Origin of the sequence: Geobacillus kaustophilus (assembly GCF_000948285.1) — a bacterium.
GTDB classification, from domain to species: domain Bacteria; phylum Bacillota; class Bacilli; order Bacillales; family Anoxybacillaceae; genus Geobacillus; species Geobacillus thermoleovorans_A.
Genome location: NZ_JYBP01000003.1, coordinates 2,917,301 through 2,931,834, shown reverse-complemented (window position 1 = coordinate 2,931,834; position 14,534 = coordinate 2,917,301). Strand labels below are relative to the sequence as shown.

At 54.6% G+C, this 14,534-nt stretch carries 15 protein-coding genes; 11 read left to right on the top strand and 4 right to left on the bottom strand.

The window, feature by feature from the left end; genetic code table 11:
- Window positions 1-206 precede the first annotated feature (206 nt).
- Complete coding sequence (locus LG52_RS15175; RefSeq protein ID WP_044732556.1) at window positions 207-770, bottom strand: FAD-dependent oxidoreductase; 564 nt, start codon at window positions 768-770, stop codon at window positions 207-209.
- A 401-nt stretch (window positions 771-1,171) separates the two neighbouring features.
- On the opposite strand from LG52_RS15175, the gene LG52_RS15170 reads away from it, so the two are divergent.
- The 6 genes from LG52_RS15170 to LG52_RS20375 all read left to right on the top strand — a co-directional run bounded on the left by LG52_RS15170 (window position 1,172) and on the right by LG52_RS20375 (window position 6,582).
- Entirely contained in the window at window positions 1,172-3,004 is a 1,833-nt protein-coding gene (locus LG52_RS15170) for a pyruvate kinase (RefSeq protein ID WP_231584478.1), read from the top strand.
- 269 nt (window positions 3,005-3,273) lie between these two features.
- A complete protein-coding gene (locus tag LG52_RS15165; RefSeq protein WP_044732554.1) occupies window positions 3,274-3,837 on the top strand; it encodes a biotin transporter BioY in 564 nt (187 codons plus the stop codon).
- A 1-nt stretch (window position 3,838) separates the two neighbouring features.
- Window positions 3,839-4,555 (top strand): dethiobiotin synthase, encoded by a 717-nt coding sequence (gene bioD / locus LG52_RS15160; protein WP_044732553.1) that lies wholly within the window; start codon window positions 3,839-3,841, stop codon window positions 4,553-4,555.
- Window positions 4,545-5,924 carry an adenosylmethionine--8-amino-7-oxononanoate transaminase gene (gene bioA, locus LG52_RS15155; protein ID WP_044732552.1) on the top strand — a complete coding sequence of 460 codons (1,380 nt, stop codon included), beginning with the start codon at window positions 4,545-4,547 and terminating at the stop codon, window positions 5,922-5,924. The genes bioD and bioA overlap by 11 nt, the downstream gene beginning before the upstream one ends.
- 233 nt (window positions 5,925-6,157) lie before the next feature.
- Window positions 6,158-6,337, top strand: a complete 180-nt coding sequence (locus tag LG52_RS15150) for a hypothetical protein (RefSeq protein WP_044732551.1) — start codon at window positions 6,158-6,160, stop codon at window positions 6,335-6,337.
- 101 nt (window positions 6,338-6,438) lie between these two features.
- The gene (locus LG52_RS20375; protein WP_167332995.1) at window positions 6,439-6,582 is read left to right on the top strand and encodes a hypothetical protein; all 144 of its coding nucleotides are present in this window, start codon (window positions 6,439-6,441) and stop codon (window positions 6,580-6,582) included.
- Between the two features lie 170 nt (window positions 6,583-6,752).
- Here LG52_RS20375 and LG52_RS15145 read toward each other — a convergent pair whose 3' ends face one another.
- Window positions 6,753-7,088 carry a spore coat protein gene (locus LG52_RS15145; protein WP_044732550.1) on the bottom strand — a complete coding sequence of 112 codons (336 nt, stop codon included), beginning with the start codon at window positions 7,086-7,088 and terminating at the stop codon, window positions 6,753-6,755.
- A 15-nt stretch (window positions 7,089-7,103) separates the two neighbouring features.
- Entirely contained in the window at window positions 7,104-7,361 is a 258-nt protein-coding gene (locus LG52_RS15140; protein WP_044732549.1) for a hypothetical protein, read from the bottom strand.
- Between the two features lie 166 nt (window positions 7,362-7,527).
- On the opposite strand from LG52_RS15140, the gene LG52_RS15135 reads away from it, so the two are divergent.
- The gene (locus LG52_RS15135) at window positions 7,528-8,445 is read left to right on the top strand and encodes a proline dehydrogenase family protein (protein WP_044732548.1); all 918 of its coding nucleotides are present in this window, start codon (window positions 7,528-7,530) and stop codon (window positions 8,443-8,445) included.
- Between the two features lie 76 nt (window positions 8,446-8,521).
- Here LG52_RS15135 and LG52_RS19290 read toward each other — a convergent pair whose 3' ends face one another.
- A complete protein-coding gene (locus LG52_RS19290) occupies window positions 8,522-8,671 on the bottom strand; it encodes a YuzL family protein (protein ID WP_011232479.1) in 150 nt (49 codons plus the stop codon).
- A gap of 186 nt (window positions 8,672-8,857) precedes the next feature.
- On the opposite strand from LG52_RS19290, the gene LG52_RS15130 reads away from it, so the two are divergent.
- The 4 genes from LG52_RS15130 (at window position 8,858) to LG52_RS20855 (ending at window position 14,512) form a co-directional block, all read left to right on the top strand.
- Window positions 8,858-11,245 carry a 3-hydroxyacyl-CoA dehydrogenase/enoyl-CoA hydratase family protein gene (locus LG52_RS15130; RefSeq protein ID WP_044732547.1) on the top strand — a complete coding sequence of 796 codons (2,388 nt, stop codon included), beginning with the start codon at window positions 8,858-8,860 and terminating at the stop codon, window positions 11,243-11,245.
- 27 nt (window positions 11,246-11,272) lie between these two features.
- Window positions 11,273-12,445 carry an acetyl-CoA C-acetyltransferase gene (locus LG52_RS15125; protein WP_044732546.1) on the top strand — a complete coding sequence of 391 codons (1,173 nt, stop codon included), beginning with the start codon at window positions 11,273-11,275 and terminating at the stop codon, window positions 12,443-12,445.
- Window positions 12,446-12,582: 137 nt separating this feature from the next.
- Window positions 12,583-14,367 carry an acyl-CoA dehydrogenase family protein gene (locus LG52_RS15120; RefSeq protein ID WP_044732545.1) on the top strand — a complete coding sequence of 595 codons (1,785 nt, stop codon included), beginning with the start codon at window positions 12,583-12,585 and terminating at the stop codon, window positions 14,365-14,367.
- Window positions 14,368-14,386: 19 nt separating this feature from the next.
- Complete coding sequence (locus tag LG52_RS20855) at window positions 14,387-14,512, top strand: hypothetical protein (RefSeq protein WP_269430045.1); 126 nt, start codon at window positions 14,387-14,389, stop codon at window positions 14,510-14,512.
- Window positions 14,513-14,534: the final 22 nt, after the last annotated feature.

Below are 14,534 nucleotides of genomic sequence, written 5' to 3'. Positions count from 1 at the left end.
TGAGACAGCCCGCCGCTATTTCCATGCAGGGATGACGAAAAAGGCGGCTCGGCCCGCTGTTTCTATGGCCATGAGAAAAGGGGCTGACCCAAAAGCGTCATTCTTCTCAAACGAAATACAACATATTGCGCATGATTCATTGTTTCGTGGCGATATATGGTGATGAGCAAGGGTGTCCCGATCCTTTTGGGACACCCGCTTTGTTGTTATTTTTTCAGTACATCGTGATCGACGTACCGTTCGCCGTTCAGTTCGCTGATGACGTTGATGGCGACTTTCGCCCCGTCCCCGGCCGTGATGATCGTATGGACGCTGACGCCAGCGACCGTCCCGGCCGCCCAAATGCCGTCGATGTTCGTTTTGCCGTTGGCGTCGACGTCAAGCACTGTTTTAATGCGCGGCTCTGTGCCTGGCTTGGTGCGCAGGCCGATTTTTTCCGCGAGATCCGTGGCGACGCCGGTGGCGAAAATGACGTGTTTCGCCTCAAAGGAACCGGTTTCTGTTTCAAGGCGGAAGCCGTCGTCTGTTTTTTGCACATCCGTCACTTGTGTTTCCACCAATTCCGCGCCGAATTTCGCGGCTTGCCGTTTTCCTGTTTCGACCAAGTCCGGGCCGCTGATTTCCGGAACACCGTAATGGTTTTCCACCCAGGCGCGTTTTGTCATGCCTTTGTCGTTGTCAAACAAGACGGTTTTCTTCCCGGCTTTGGCGGCGAAAATGGCGGCGCTTGCCCCTGCAGGACCGGCGCCGATAATGGCGATGTCGTACATCGTGCATCCTCCTTTTGTTAGAATATTAACACTATGAGTGTAGCACAAATGGGAAGCGGGTCCAAATCATCTGTTTTATAAAATGATAATAATTATTAATTTGTATTTAATTTAAATAAAGCGTATAATAGATTATGTAAAAGCCATGTAAAGGGGCGAAAAACAGATGAACAAACCGGCCATTTGTGAACAGTGCGGTCAGCCGTTGCGGCGGTTGAAGCATTCGCTGCTTTGCCAATGCGGAATGAAAATTGTCGTGCAAAAATAATACAGCGAGAAGCGGCTTCCTGTTTCTGTCGCATTCAACCGGCGAATGGCGCCGGTTTTTTTGTCTTCTCATTTACGAAAGCGGCGAATATATAAAAGTAAAACCGCATTTTTCACAAGGGTTGGTGCCGCTGATGCACGACAAACGAGATTTGGGCGCCCGCTTGGCTGTTTTTTACCGAGGGATGGCGGAGTGGGTGGAACAAAACAGGAAATATTTCCCTCTCCCGTTTCATGAAGAGAGCCGGGATCAGTTGCTTGCTTGTTTATATATGAGGAAGCATATGCCGTCGGATTTGCGTGAAGCGATGGAAGACGCCGGATGGCGGGTCGAGGGGCAAGAGGCTCATCTCATCGACGCAATCGAACAAGTTTTGGCATATTTGCGTACGCCGGTTGATGGCGGCTGGGAGCTTCGAAAGATGACAAGAAAGGAAGCGAAACAGTTGCTTCATAAACGGGCGGAGGCTGTGTTCGGAAGCCCAAGTTCTGTTCGGCCTACACGCATCATGGTGACGATGGACGAGACATGGGTCGATGAACCGGGGCTGATCGAGCTGCTGCTTCTTTACGGCATGGACATTGCCCGCATCAACTGCGCGTACGGTTCACCGGAAACGTGGGAGGCGCTCGTTTCCATCATTCGTCAAGCCGAGAAGCAGTTGGAGCCACAGCTGCAGGCGAGGCGATGCCGCATTTACATGGATCTTCCAGGGCCGAAAATCCGGGTGGACCGTCTGGCGGTCGACGCGGGGCCGATGAAGCTCTCTGTAAAGAAAAATCAATATGGAGAGGCAATGGAACCGATCGTCGGCCTCATTTCCTTCTCTTCTTCCCCGCCGCCGTCTCTGTTCCCCCGCGATGTTTCATTCTTGTGGCAGTTGACGGCTGAGGACGGAGCGGCCGTTCGAGAAGGGGATGAACTGCTGTTTAGCGATGTGCGCGGAAAAAAACGAAAACTGCGGGTCACTGAACAAATCGCGCCGTCTTGTTTTAAAGTTCTTCTTTCGCGGACGGCCTATGTGCAAAAAGGGTTGAAACTGCGGCGCGGGTCGGCTTCTTTCACCCTTTCTTCTGTTTGGTTCATTCCAATGAAAGCGTTTGTCACGGTTGGTACACCGCTGTATATTTATTTCGATGATGCCGCCTTTATGGTGGCGCACGGGGGCTCCGGGGTCAAAATGACGACGACGTTGGCGAAAGCGTGGCGCAATGTGAGGGCAGGCGACCGCCTCTACTTGAACGATGGGCAAATTGTCGCGCGGGTCGTGAAAGTGCACGAGCGGCATGTCGAGGCCAAAGTCGTTTCCGATGGTGGAAAGCGAAAAGCGATTAAGCAAGGAACGGGCATCCATCTTCCCGATTCGTTTCTCCATTTGACGGTTCCGCCGCTCACTGACCGCGACCTTGAATGGATTCCGTTCATCGCGAGATGGGCGGACATCGTCGGGCTGTCGTTTGTTCAGACCCCTTATGACCTCAGAAAGCTTTATCATTTGCTTGCCGAACAAGGGGCTGGTTCTCTCCCGGTGATCGCGAAAATCGAAACGCGGGCGGCGTTTCATAACTTCATTCGCATTTTGCTTGAAGGACTGAAGCTTCCGGCGTTTGGCGTGATGATTGCGCGCGGCGATTTGGCCCTGGAGATCGGGTTTGAACATCTTGCGGCCGCACAGAACGACATTTTGGCGCTATGCCGGGCGGCCCACATCCCGGTCATTTGGGCGACGCAGGTGCTTGAACAAATGGCGAAAAAGGGAATTCCGTCGCGCGCGGAAATCTCGGATGTTTTTCTTGGAAAACAGGCGCAATGCATTATGTTGAACAAGGGAAGGCATATTGCGGAGGCGGTGCGCTTATTGGCGGTTTTGTTGGAAAAGGAGGAGAGGCAGAGTGGATCGCTGGCGATGCCGAAAATAGACGGTGAACGGACGAACCTGTTCCACTTGTGGGAGGATGAAGGTTGAGCGCTGGCTGCTGCTTGCGCCGTAGTTTGCTTGGTGAACTGAACGAACAAAGAGGCTGACTCAAAATCGCCATCCCCACCAAATGAAATACAACATATTGTGGGTGGATCAATCTTTCGTAACTATAAATGGTGACAAGGAAGGGTGTCCTAATCCTTTCGGGACACCCTCATCATTTTTTAAAATGTAAACCTTTATAAAAAATAAGGTTGACAAATAAAAGGCGCATTAGGCAAAATAGAAACAAATATTGGGAGAGGAGGGGAAACGTGTACATCCGTTCCTTTGTTTGGGCAGCCTTTTTCGCCGCGTTGACGGCGGTCGGCGGATTCATCAAAATCCCAGTGCCGTATGTGCCGTTTACACTGCAAATCGCTGCTGTTTACTTGGCTGGCTGTCTGCTTGGTCCGAGAGTGGGAGCGCTCAGCCAGATGCTTTACGTGTTGATCGGGCTGGCGGGCGCACCGGTGTTTGCGGAAGGAGGCGGGCTCGGTTATATTTGGAAGCCGACGTTTGGCTACTTGCTTGGCTTCATCGCCGGAGCGTATACGTGCGGCTCGCTTGTGCACCGCTTTCAATGGACAAGAGCGCAGGACATATGGAAGGCGAATTTGGCGGCATTGTTCGTCGTGTATGCGTTTGGCTGCACGTGGCTGTACATAGCAATGAAATGGATCGCGGAGACTCCGCTTTCCATCGGCCAAACGCTATGGTTCGGCTTTCTTCTCCCGGTGCCGGGGGATCTTGTGCTTTGCGTCGTTTGTTCTGTCATCGCGGCGCGCGTATGGCCGCGCATCCGGCCGATCATCATGACTCAAAGGGTAGGGGGATAACATGGGAAATGCGATTTTCATGACCGGAACGGGAACGGAAATCGGCAAAACGGTCGTCACTTCCATCGCGGCGTTGGCGCTGGAGCGGCTTGGGATGAAGGTCGGCGTGTTTAAACCGGTTCAGACTGGACTGGCCGAAGACGGGGTGTCGTTTGCCGAACAATATTGGTACGAACGAGTGGCGAAGCTTTCCGTATCAGAAGGCATGTACTATATGGAGCCGGCGATGTCGCCGCATTTGGCGGCCAAGTTGACCGGCGCGTCCATCGAACCAGAGCGGATTGCTGAACGATTGGAATGGCTGAAGCAGCGCTATGATGTGGTGCTCGTCGAAGGAGCGGGAGGGTTGGCTGTTCCGTGGTGCGAGCGCGGCGGACGATGGTATATGACGAGCGATTTTGTCCGCGACTATGAGCTGCCGGCGATTCTCGTGTCGCTCTCAAGCCTTGGTGCGATTCACCACGCGGTGACGACGGCGGCGTATGCCGATGCGCAAGGCATCCGCCTGCTTGGATTGATGTTCAATCAGTTTCAAGAGCAAGACATTATCCACCGAAACAATGTCGAAACGATCGCTGCTTTGCTTCGGCTCCCGGTGCTGGCGATCGTGCCGCTCCTTCCTGCAGTCTCAAGGCGGGAACTGGAAACCCTAGCTGAGCAGTGGATCGACCAAGGAAAGGCGAAACAATTGCTGGAGGTGCTTGGCGTTGGCGTATAGCTACGAGCAATTGGAGCAGTGGGACAAGCAGTGCGTCTGGCATCCATTTACGCAAATGAAACAGTATGCCAAAGAACGCCCCTTGATCATTGAACGCGGGCAAGGAAGCTATTTGTACGATGTCGACGGCAACCGGTACTTAGACGGCTATGCATCGCTCTGGGTCAACGTTCATGGCCATAACGATCCGGAGCTGAATGCGGCGCTTCGCGAGCAATTGGAGAAAATCGCCCACTCGACGCTGCTCGGCTCGGCGAATGTGCCGTCGATTTTGTTGGCCAAACGGCTGCTTGAATATTGGCCGCACATGTCGAAAGTGTTTTATTCTGATACCGGGGCGGCGGCGGTGGAAATCGCGCTCAAGATCGCCTATCAGTATTGGAAAAACATCGACCCGATCCAATATGCGAAGAAGAACAAGTTTGTCTCGTTGAAGGAAGCGTACCACGGCGATACGGTCGGAGCGGTGAGCGTCGGGGGGATGGATGTGTTTCATCGCATTTTTGCGCCGCTTTTGTTTGAGCGGATCGAAGTGCCGTCGCCGTACGTGTACCGTATGGACGAATACGGAAGCGAGCAGGAGATCGTCGGCTATTGTTTGCGCGAGCTTGAACGGGTGCTTGAGGAGCAGCACGATCAAATCGCCGCGGTTGTCATCGAGCCGCTTGTGCAAGGAGCGGCGGGGATCATCGTCCATCCGCGCGGGTTTTTAAAAGGAGTGGAAAGGCTTTGCCGCCGGTATGGGGTGCTCCTCATTTGCGACGAGGTCGCCGTCGGCTTTGGCCGCACCGGCACGATGTTCGCTTGTGAGCAGGAAGAGGTGAAGCCGGATCTTGTCTGCCTTGGGAAAGGGATCACGGGAGGATATTTGCCGCTCGCGGCCACACTGGTCACGGAAGAGATTTATGCCGCATTTCTCGGCGATGTGGACGAAGACAAAACGTTTTACCACGGCCATACGTACACGGGGAACCAGCTCACTTGTTCCGTTGCGCTGAAAAACATCGAGCTCATCGAAAAACGCGGCCTGATTGACAGCGTAAAGCGGAAGGCGCGCCGACTGGCCGAATGGCTTGATCGGTTGTATGACATTCCTATTGTCGGCGACATCCGGCAAAAAGGCTTGATGTGCGGCATTGAAATCGTGAAAGACCGAAGAACGAAAGAAGTGTTTCCGCGCGCGGCCATGGTGGAGCACCGGATCATCCTTGAGGCGCGCCGGAGGGGGCTTGTCATCCGTCCGCTTGGCCCGGTATTGACGTTCATTCCAGTTCTTTCGATGAGCGAAGACGAAATGGCTGAGGCGGTGCGCATTTTGTTCGATTCGATCGCCTGTTTGTACGAACAGGCGCGCGCAGAGCTTCTATAAGCGAGGGCGGCGGACAGCCGCCTGTTTTTGTTTTTTGGAGTATACTGTAAATCTGAGAAAGGGATTTTCTTGAATGGAAAGACCTTATAGTAAAGAAGCCTTCCTTTGCCTTCACGGATCCGATGATTTGGGAGAAATCGCCGCTTTTCACCAGCCTTCTAGGTACTGGCCTAAGCAGCGGGCGTTTTTCCTGCATACAGTGGGACTAAAGCAAGTGGAAGGGGGGAAGCAAGATGAGCCATCTCCAAGTGGCGGATGAGCGCATTTGGCGGCCATGGGGCTGGTGGTTTTGGCGGCCGCGCCCGTTTTTCTTCGGCGCTCCGTTTTTCGGCGGCTTTTTAGGCGGCTTGCTTGGGAGCGCATTGGTCCCGCCGTTTTTCTATCCGTGGTGGTATGGTCCGATTTGGTGGTGAGAAAACGGGCAAGGGGTGGGCGGACGGCCCACCCTCTTTTTGGATTTGCGCATATGAATAGAGTAAAGCATGCTATTCAAATAACGAAAGGGGAAGAAACGATGCCGTTTCCAGGATTGTTGTTTGGCGCCCCATTTGTCGGCGGCTTCTTGGGTGGACTGCTCGGCGGCGCGTTGGCTCCGCGTCCGTTTTACCCGTACCCGCCGTATCCGCCGTACCCGCCGTATCCAGGCTGGTGGTATTAATCGTCTATTCATGAAAGAATAAGCATCCCTGTGGAACAAGAAGGGATGCTTATTCCATGATTCCGGTGTCGCGGATGCGGACGTCCGCCGCCATCTCCTTCTCCCCCTTCTCAACCGCTCATTCGAAAGAGGATGTCCGGGTCAAGCGAGGACATCTTCATCGAACTGGATCATTGCATCACGTTGCCTCGGTAGGGAAGTTGACTCGTATATCCTTGGAACTGCTGGTACGTTTGCTGAAGTTTTTGCGGATCGGCGGCTTCGAGCTTGTACCATCCTTTTTTGAACATCAAATTGTACAAGTCGCGCTGACAGTTTTGCGTTTCGGTGAAAATATTCATCATATCTTGATATAACGGTTGGTTGCTCGCTTCATGCAAGTACACGCTGTATGACAACGTCATGTATTTTTCCGTCGCCAGCATGTCGTTGAGAAAATCGCGCTCGTTCATTTGCGGCGTTTTCGGCACTTGCGTCTCTGGATTTTGCACTTGTTTCGTGTTCATGCATCGTTCCTCCTTTCACATCACCGGCGGCTGCGGCGGGGCTTGCAAATGGCGCAAAATCATTTCGTAATGGCGTTGATGCATCTGTCCAACGCGCTCGATCGCCTGCACCACTTCCGGGTCTCGGCATTGCGCGGCGAAAAAGTGCGCTTTTTTCGCCACCAGCAAATTCCACGACATCATGTCGGCAAAATACATGGCGTCTTTTGTCGACACCATCTGCGGCGGCTCGGGCGTCGCCGCCTGCGGGTTCATTTGCGGTTGCTGTTGCATCGTTGTTCACTCCTTTCGTTAGTGGTTCGCTTGTAGGTTGTCCAGCGAGTGGAAAATTATACATAAATAAAAAATAAAACGTCAGGAAAAAACATATTCATATAGAACGGAAACATGGTACAATAAGAGATGATGAATGCGTTTCCATACAAGGAGGCTGGCAACAGTGGAGCAGTTGATGCGCGATTTTTTCCTCTTCTTATCGAAAAATAAAACATTGACAAAATGGGCGAAGCGATACGGCCTCCGCTTCGGCGCTTCCAGGTTTGTCGCCGGCGAAACGATCGAGGAAGCGGTGCGTGTCATCCGTCAGCTGAACGAAAAAGGGCTGGCGGTCACGGTCGACTATTTGGGCGAGTTTGTCGACAACGAGCAGGAAGCGAATGAGATGGCGCGTCATTGCTTGGAGGCGATTGAGGCGATCAGCCGGGAGAAGTTGAACTCGCAGCTGTCGCTGAAAATGACATCGATGGGGCTTGACATTTCCGATGACCTTGTCATGCGCAACATGCGCCGCATTTTGGATGCGGCGAAAGAGCGCGGCGTGTTTGTGACGATCGATATGGAAGACTATTCGCGCTGCCAAAAGACGCTTGACATTTTTAAAACGTTGAAAAAAGAATACGACAACGTCGGCACGGTGCTGCAGGCGTATTTGTATCGGACGGAACAAGACATTGAAGACTTAAAGCCGTACCGCCCGAACTTGCGGCTCGTCAAAGGAGCGTACAAAGAGCCGCCTGAAGTGGCGTTTCCGGATAAAAAAGATGTCGATGAGAACTTTAAGAAGATCATCAAAATGCATTTGCTAAACGGCAATTATACGGCGGTGGCCACGCATGACGACGCCATCATCGAATATACGAAGCAGCTCGTCAAAGAATACAACATTCCCAACAGCCAGTTTGAATTCCAAATGCTGTACGGCATCCGCCCGGAGCGCCAACTCGAATTGGCGCGCGAAGGATATACGATGCGCGTGTACGTTCCGTACGGCACGGACTGGTACGGCTACTTTATGCGCCGGCTTGCCGAACGTCCGGCCAACGTGGCGTTTGTTTTAAAAGGCATCCTCCGCAAGTAGGGGGGCGCCAAACAGAGGAAAACGCCGGCGCCGATCTCGGATGTGCACAACGGCAAGGGAGCTGACGCCATGGGCGTCAGTCCCCTTGCATGTTGTGCTTTTTGTATTGCTGGTTTTGGCTCGTCCGCTTGCCGCCGCCGTCGGCTTCGACCGTCGGGCCGGCGTTTCCTTTGACGCTTGCCGCGCTGACGCCGCGTTCAGACGGATTTTTTTTCAGCCGGGCCATCGATGGTTCACCTCCTATCCTTAGTATGGGCAAAAATCGGAGCGCGATGTCGGGAAAAATGTGCGGCAAATATGTTGCGAAAATTACTAACATACTATATATTTAGTTATAGAGAGCGGTTTCAACGATATTTTTTTCATCAAAAAATGAATGACCATTCATTCAATGGTGTGAGGGGGAACCGAAATGGCAAAACGCATTCGGCGCGCCGCGGTGCTTGGGTCCGGCGTCATGGGTTCGGGCATTGCCGCCCATTTGGCGAACGTCGGCATTCCGACGCTGCTGTTGGATATCGTGCCGCGGGAATTGACGAAAGAGGAAGAAGCAAAAGGTTGGACGCTCGAGCATAAACAAGTGCGCAACCGCCTCGCCAATCAGGCGCTCGAAAGGCTGCTCAAGCAAAAACCGGCGCCGCTCATGTCCAAAGACAACATCGCCTTGATTGAAACGGGCAACTTCGAGGATGACTTCCACCGGCTCACGGAAGTCGATTGGATCATTGAAGCGGTCGTGGAAAAGCTGGAAGTGAAAAAAGAGGTTTTCGCCCGCGTTGACGAGGTGCGGACGCCGGGGACGATCGTCAGCTCCAACACATCCGGCATTTCGATCGCCGCGATGGCGGAGGGGCGTTCCGACGATTTCAAAAAACACTTTTTAGGCACGCATTTCTTCAACCCGCCGCGCTATTTGAAATTGCTTGAGATCATCCCGACGGAGCATACGGATCCGGAAGTCGTCGCCTACATGAAGACATTCGGCGAAGACGTGCTCGGCAAAGGCGTCGTCATGGCGAAAGATACGCCGAATTTCATCGCCAACCGGATCGGCACGTACGGCTTGCTTGTCACCGTCCGCGAGATGATGCAAGGCGGCTACAGCGTCGGCGAGGTCGATTCGGTGACGGGGCCGCTCATCGGCCGGCCGAAAAGCGCGACGTTCCGCACGCTTGACGTCGTCGGGCTCGATACGTTCGTGCATGTCGCCAACAACGTGTATGAAAACGTCGAAGGGGAAGAAAAAGAGGCGTTCCGCGTGCCGGAGTTTATGAACACGATGCTTGAAAATGGCTGGCTCGGCAGCAAATCTGGACAAGGCTTTTTTGTCAAGCAAGGAAAAGACATTCTTGAGCTGAACTATGTCACGATGCAGTACGAGCCGCGCAAAAAGCTTGTCACCCCGGCGGTGGAGATGGCGAAGCAGGCGAAAGGAGCGGCCGCCAAGCTGCAAACGCTCGTCTATGCCGACGGCGACCGCGCAGGAACGCTCCTGTGGAACATCATCGCGCCGACATTGCTGTACACCGCCCGCCTTGTCGGGGAGATCGCAGACGACATCGTGGCGATCGATCAGGCGATGAAGTGGGGGTTCGGCTGGGAGCAAGGTCCGTTTGAACTGTGGGATGCGATCGGCCTCGAGAAGTCGGTGCGCAAAATGCAGGCGGAAGGGCGCGGCATCCCGTCGTGGATCACGGACATGCTCGCCGACGGAGCCACATCGTTCTATAAAACGGAAAACGGCCGGCTGTTCTATTATGCGCCGGGCGGGTATAAAACAGTAGAAGAAAACGAAAAAGTCATCCACATCCGCCGGCTGAAAGAGGCGCGCGGCGTCATCAAGAAAAATGCCGGCGCCAGCCTCATTGACCTCGGCGACGACGTGGCGCTTCTCGAGTTCCATTCGCCGAACAACGCGATTGGCGCCGACATTGTCCAAATGATCAACGAGGCGCTTGAGGAAGTCAACCGCAACTACAAAGGGCTCGTCATCGGCAACCAAGGGAAAAACTTCTGCGTCGGCGCCAACCTTGCCATGATGCTCATGGAGGCGCAAGACGAAAACTTTTTTGAATTGGAACTTGCCGTTCGCCAGTTCCAGCAAGCGCTTCTCAAAATGAAATACAACCCGAAGCCGGTCGTCGTCGCGCCGTTTGCCATGACGTTGGGCGGCGGGGCGGAAGTGAGCTTGGCGGCTTCGCGCATCCAAGCGGCGGCCGAGACGTACATCGGGCTCGTCGAAGTCGGCGTCGGCTTGATTCCGGGCGGCGGCGGTAACAAGGAGCTATACATCAAACGGTTGAACAGCTTGCCGCGCGGTGTGGACGTCGACTACGTCAAAATCGCGGCCAGCGTATTTGAAACGATCGCCATGGCGAAAGTGTCGACGTCAGCGGCGGAAGCGCGCGAGCTTGGCTTCTTGAATCACCGCGACGGCATCACGATGAACGGCGACCATCTGCTGTATGAAGCGAAACAGGCGGTGCTCTCGATGTATGAGGAAGGATACCGGCCGCCGGTTCGGAAAAAAGTACCGGTCGCCGGCGAAAGCGGCTATGCGGCCATGCTCTTGGGGGCGCAGTCGATGTTCCATTCCGGCTATATCAGCGAGCACGATTTGAAAATCGCAAAAAAGCTGGCGTATGTTCTAGCCGGCGGCAAGGTGCCATACGGAACGGAAGTCGACGAGCAATATTTGCTTGATCTCGAGCGCGAGGCGTTTTTGAGCCTAATCGGCGAGCCGAAGACGCAAGCGCGCATGCAGCATATGCTTGTGAAAGGAAAACCGCTCCGCAACTAAAGCGGAGGAGATCAAGGGGGGATTGGCGTGAGAGAAGCGGTTATTGTCGTGGGAGCGCGCACACCGGTCGGAAAGGCGAAAAAAGGGACGCTCGCCCACGTGCGGCCGGATGATTTAGGGGCGCTCGTCGTGAAAGAAACGATCAAGCGCGCGGGGAACTATGAAGGAAACATTGACGATCTCATTATTGGGTGCGCCATGCCGGAGGCGGAGCAAGGGCTGAACATCGCCCGCAACATCGGCGCGCTCGCCGGGCTGCCGTATACCGTGCCGGCGATCACGATCAACCGGTATTGCTCGTCCGGTTTGCAGGCGATCGCCTATGCGGCGGAACGGGTGATGCTTGGCCATTCCGACACGGTCATCGCCGGCGGGGTCGAATCGATGAGCATGGTGCCGATGATGGGGCATGTCGTCCGCCCGAACGCCCGCTTGGCCGAAGAGGCGCCGGAATACTACATGTCGATGGGGCACACCGCCGAGCAAGTGGCGAAAAAATACGGCGTCAGCCGCGAAGACCAAGACGCGTTCGCCGTGCGCAGCCACCAGCGCGCCGCCAAGGCGATCGCCGAAGGAAAGTTCGATGAAGAAATCGTGCCGGTTGAAGTGACGGTGCGCAAAGTGGAAGGAAGCAAACTCGTCGAAGAGAAAATCGTCTTTGCTAAAGACGAAGGCGTGCGCCCAGATACGAACATGGAGACGCTCGCGAAACTGCGCCCGGCGTTTGCGGTCAACGGCACCGTCACCGCCGGCAACGCGTCGCAAATGAGCGACGGGGCGGCGGCGGTCATGGTGATGGACCGCGAAAAAGCGGAGTCGCTCGGCTTGAAGCCGCTCGGGAAGTTCCGGTCGTTCGCGGTCGCCGGCGTGCCGCCGGAAGTGATGGGGATCGGCCCGGTGGCTGCGGTGCCGAAAGCGTTGAAGCTCGCCGGCCTTGAGCTGTCCGACATCGGTTTGATCGAGCTGAACGAAGCGTTCGCTTCCCAGTCGATCCAAGTCATCCGCGAGCTCGGACTTGACGAAGAGATCGTCAACGTCAACGGCGGAGCGATTGCGCTCGGCCACCCGCTCGGCTGCACGGGCGCGAAGCTGACCTTGTCTTTGCTTTACGAAATGCGGCGCCGCAACGTGCAGTTCGGCATCGTCACGATGTGCATCGGCGGCGGCATGGGTGCAGCCGGCGTGTTTGAACTGCTGTAGCAGCAGCTGACAGCAAGCGGGCTTGATCAGCTCGCGCGAGGCATGCGTCCGCATTTGCCCGGCTGCATGGAACGTCTATTTCCCTGGCGGCGTTGCCGCCCGGATCATCAATCTGAATTTCGGGGGAGGAAACAACGATGGCGAAAACAATCGAAGAAGCGATCAAAGGCGGCAGCTTTTTAATCGAAGACATTCCGGCGGAGCGTGTGTTTACGCCGGAAGATTTCACCGACGAGCATCTCATGATCGCCAAAACGACGGACGAGTATGTCAACAATGAAGTGCTCCCGCAGCTCGAGCATCTCGAAAACCATGAGTTTGACCGCTCTGTGAAGCTGCTCCGCAAAGCGGGCGAGCTCGGCTTGTTGAGCGCTGACATTCCGGAAGAATACGGCGGTTTGGGCCTCGATAAAGTCAGCTCGGCCATCATCGCGGAACATATGGCGCCGGCCGGCGGCTTTGCGATTTCGCACGGGGCGCACGTCGGGATTGGCTCCCTGCCGATCGTCCTGTTCGGGACGGAAGAGCAAAAACAAAAATATTTGCCGTATTTAGCGACCGGCGAAAAAATCGCCGCCTACGCCTTGACGGAGCCGGGATCGGGTTCGGACGCCCTCGGCGCGAAAACGACGGCGAAACTGAACGCGGAAGGCACGCATTACATTTTAAACGGTGAAAAACAATGGATCACCAACTCTGGATTCGCTGATGTGTTTGTCGTCTATGCGAAAGTCGACGGCCAGCATTTTACGGCGTTCATCGTTGAGCGCGATTTCCCGGGCGTGTCGACCGGTCCGGAAGAAAAGAAAATGGGAATCAAAAGCTCGTCGACGCGCACGCTTATTTTGCAAGACGTGCCGGTGCCGAAAGAAAACGTGCTCGGCGAAATCGGAAAAGGCCATGTCATCGCCTTCAACATTTTGAACATCGGCCGCTATAAGCTTGGGTTAGGGGCGGTCGGCGGCGCGAAACGGGCGCTTGAGATCACGCTCAAATACGCCAATCAGCGCCAACAATTCAAACGGCCGATTTCGCAGTTTACATTGACGCAGGAAAAATTCGCGACGATGGCATCGCGCCTGTATGCCGCCGAAAGCTCGGTTTACCGCACAGTCGGCTTGTTTGATGAACGGATGGGCCTGCTTGATGCGGAAAAAGCGAAAGATGGCAAGGAAGTGGCGAAGTCGATCGCCGAATATGCGATCGAATGCTCATTGAACAAGTTTTTTGCGACGGAAGTGCTCGATTACATCGTGGATGAAGGCGTGCAAATCCACGGCGGGTACGGCTTTATGCAGGAATACGAAATTGAGCGCGCCTACCGCGATTCGCGCATCAACCGCATTTTCGAGGGGACGAATGAAATCAACCGCCTGCTCGTGCCGGGCATGTATTTGAAAAAGGCGTTAAAAGGAGAGCTGCCGCTTTTCCAAAAAGCGCAGCAGCTTCAGGAAGAACTGATGATGATGACGGCCGAGGAACCGGGTTCGGGCGTGCTCGAACAAGAAAAATATCTCGTGCGCAACGCGAAAAAAATCGCCTTGATGGTCGCTGGCTTAGCGGCGCAAAAATACGGCCAGCGCATTGAAGAAGAGCAAGAAGTGCTTGTGAACATCGCCGACATCGTCTCGAACATTTATGCGATGGAATCAGCGCTCTTGCGCACGGAAAAAGCGATCAACGCGAGCGGGGAAGAGAAAAACAAACAAAAACTTCTTTATACGCAAATTTTCTGCCAAGAGGCGTTCAATGAAATTGAAGCCCATGCGAAAGAAACGCTCGTCGCCGTCGAACAAGGCGACACGCTGCGAATGATGCTCGCCGCGCTCCGCCGGCTGACGCGCCATACGCCGATCAACGTGATCGCGAAAAAACGCGAAGCGGCCGCCGCGCTCATTGAAGCAGAACGGTATATTGTGTGATAATAGGAAGTACCAAGCTGTGGCTTGGTACTTTTTGCTTGATGGGCATTTCATTCGGGCGGGCCAGACGCCAAGACAGGCTTGCCGCGCCGCGATCGTCGATCCATCATTTCAAAGAGGGGCGCGGCACGCGGCGGTTGGTTGATCCATCATTTGAAGGGAGGGGT

What these genes read in the sequence shown, in the direction of transcription:
- LG52_RS15175 (WP_044732556.1), bottom strand. Translation starts at nt 770, where the DNA reads ATGTACGACATCGCCATTATCGGCGCCGGTCCTGCAGGGGCAAGCGCC.
- LG52_RS15170 (WP_231584478.1), top strand. Translation starts at nt 1,172, where the DNA reads ATGCACGACAAACGAGATTTGGGCGCCCGCTTGGCTGTTTTTTACCGA.
- bioD (WP_044732553.1), top strand. Translation starts at nt 3,839, where the DNA reads ATGGGAAATGCGATTTTCATGACCGGAACGGGAACGGAAATCGGCAAA.
- LG52_RS15150 (WP_044732551.1), top strand. Translation starts at nt 6,158, where the DNA reads ATGAGCCATCTCCAAGTGGCGGATGAGCGCATTTGGCGGCCATGGGGC.
- LG52_RS20375 (WP_167332995.1), top strand. Translation starts at nt 6,439, where the DNA reads ATGCCGTTTCCAGGATTGTTGTTTGGCGCCCCATTTGTCGGCGGCTTC.
- LG52_RS15145 (WP_044732550.1), bottom strand. Translation starts at nt 7,088, where the DNA reads ATGAACACGAAACAAGTGCAAAATCCAGAGACGCAAGTGCCGAAAACG.
- LG52_RS15140 (WP_044732549.1), bottom strand. Translation starts at nt 7,361, where the DNA reads ATGCAACAGCAACCGCAAATGAACCCGCAGGCGGCGACGCCCGAGCCG.
- LG52_RS19290 (WP_011232479.1), bottom strand. Translation starts at nt 8,671, where the DNA reads ATGGCCCGGCTGAAAAAAAATCCGTCTGAACGCGGCGTCAGCGCGGCA.
- LG52_RS15130 (WP_044732547.1), top strand. Translation starts at nt 8,858, where the DNA reads ATGGCAAAACGCATTCGGCGCGCCGCGGTGCTTGGGTCCGGCGTCATG.
- LG52_RS15120 (WP_044732545.1), top strand. Translation starts at nt 12,583, where the DNA reads ATGGCGAAAACAATCGAAGAAGCGATCAAAGGCGGCAGCTTTTTAATC.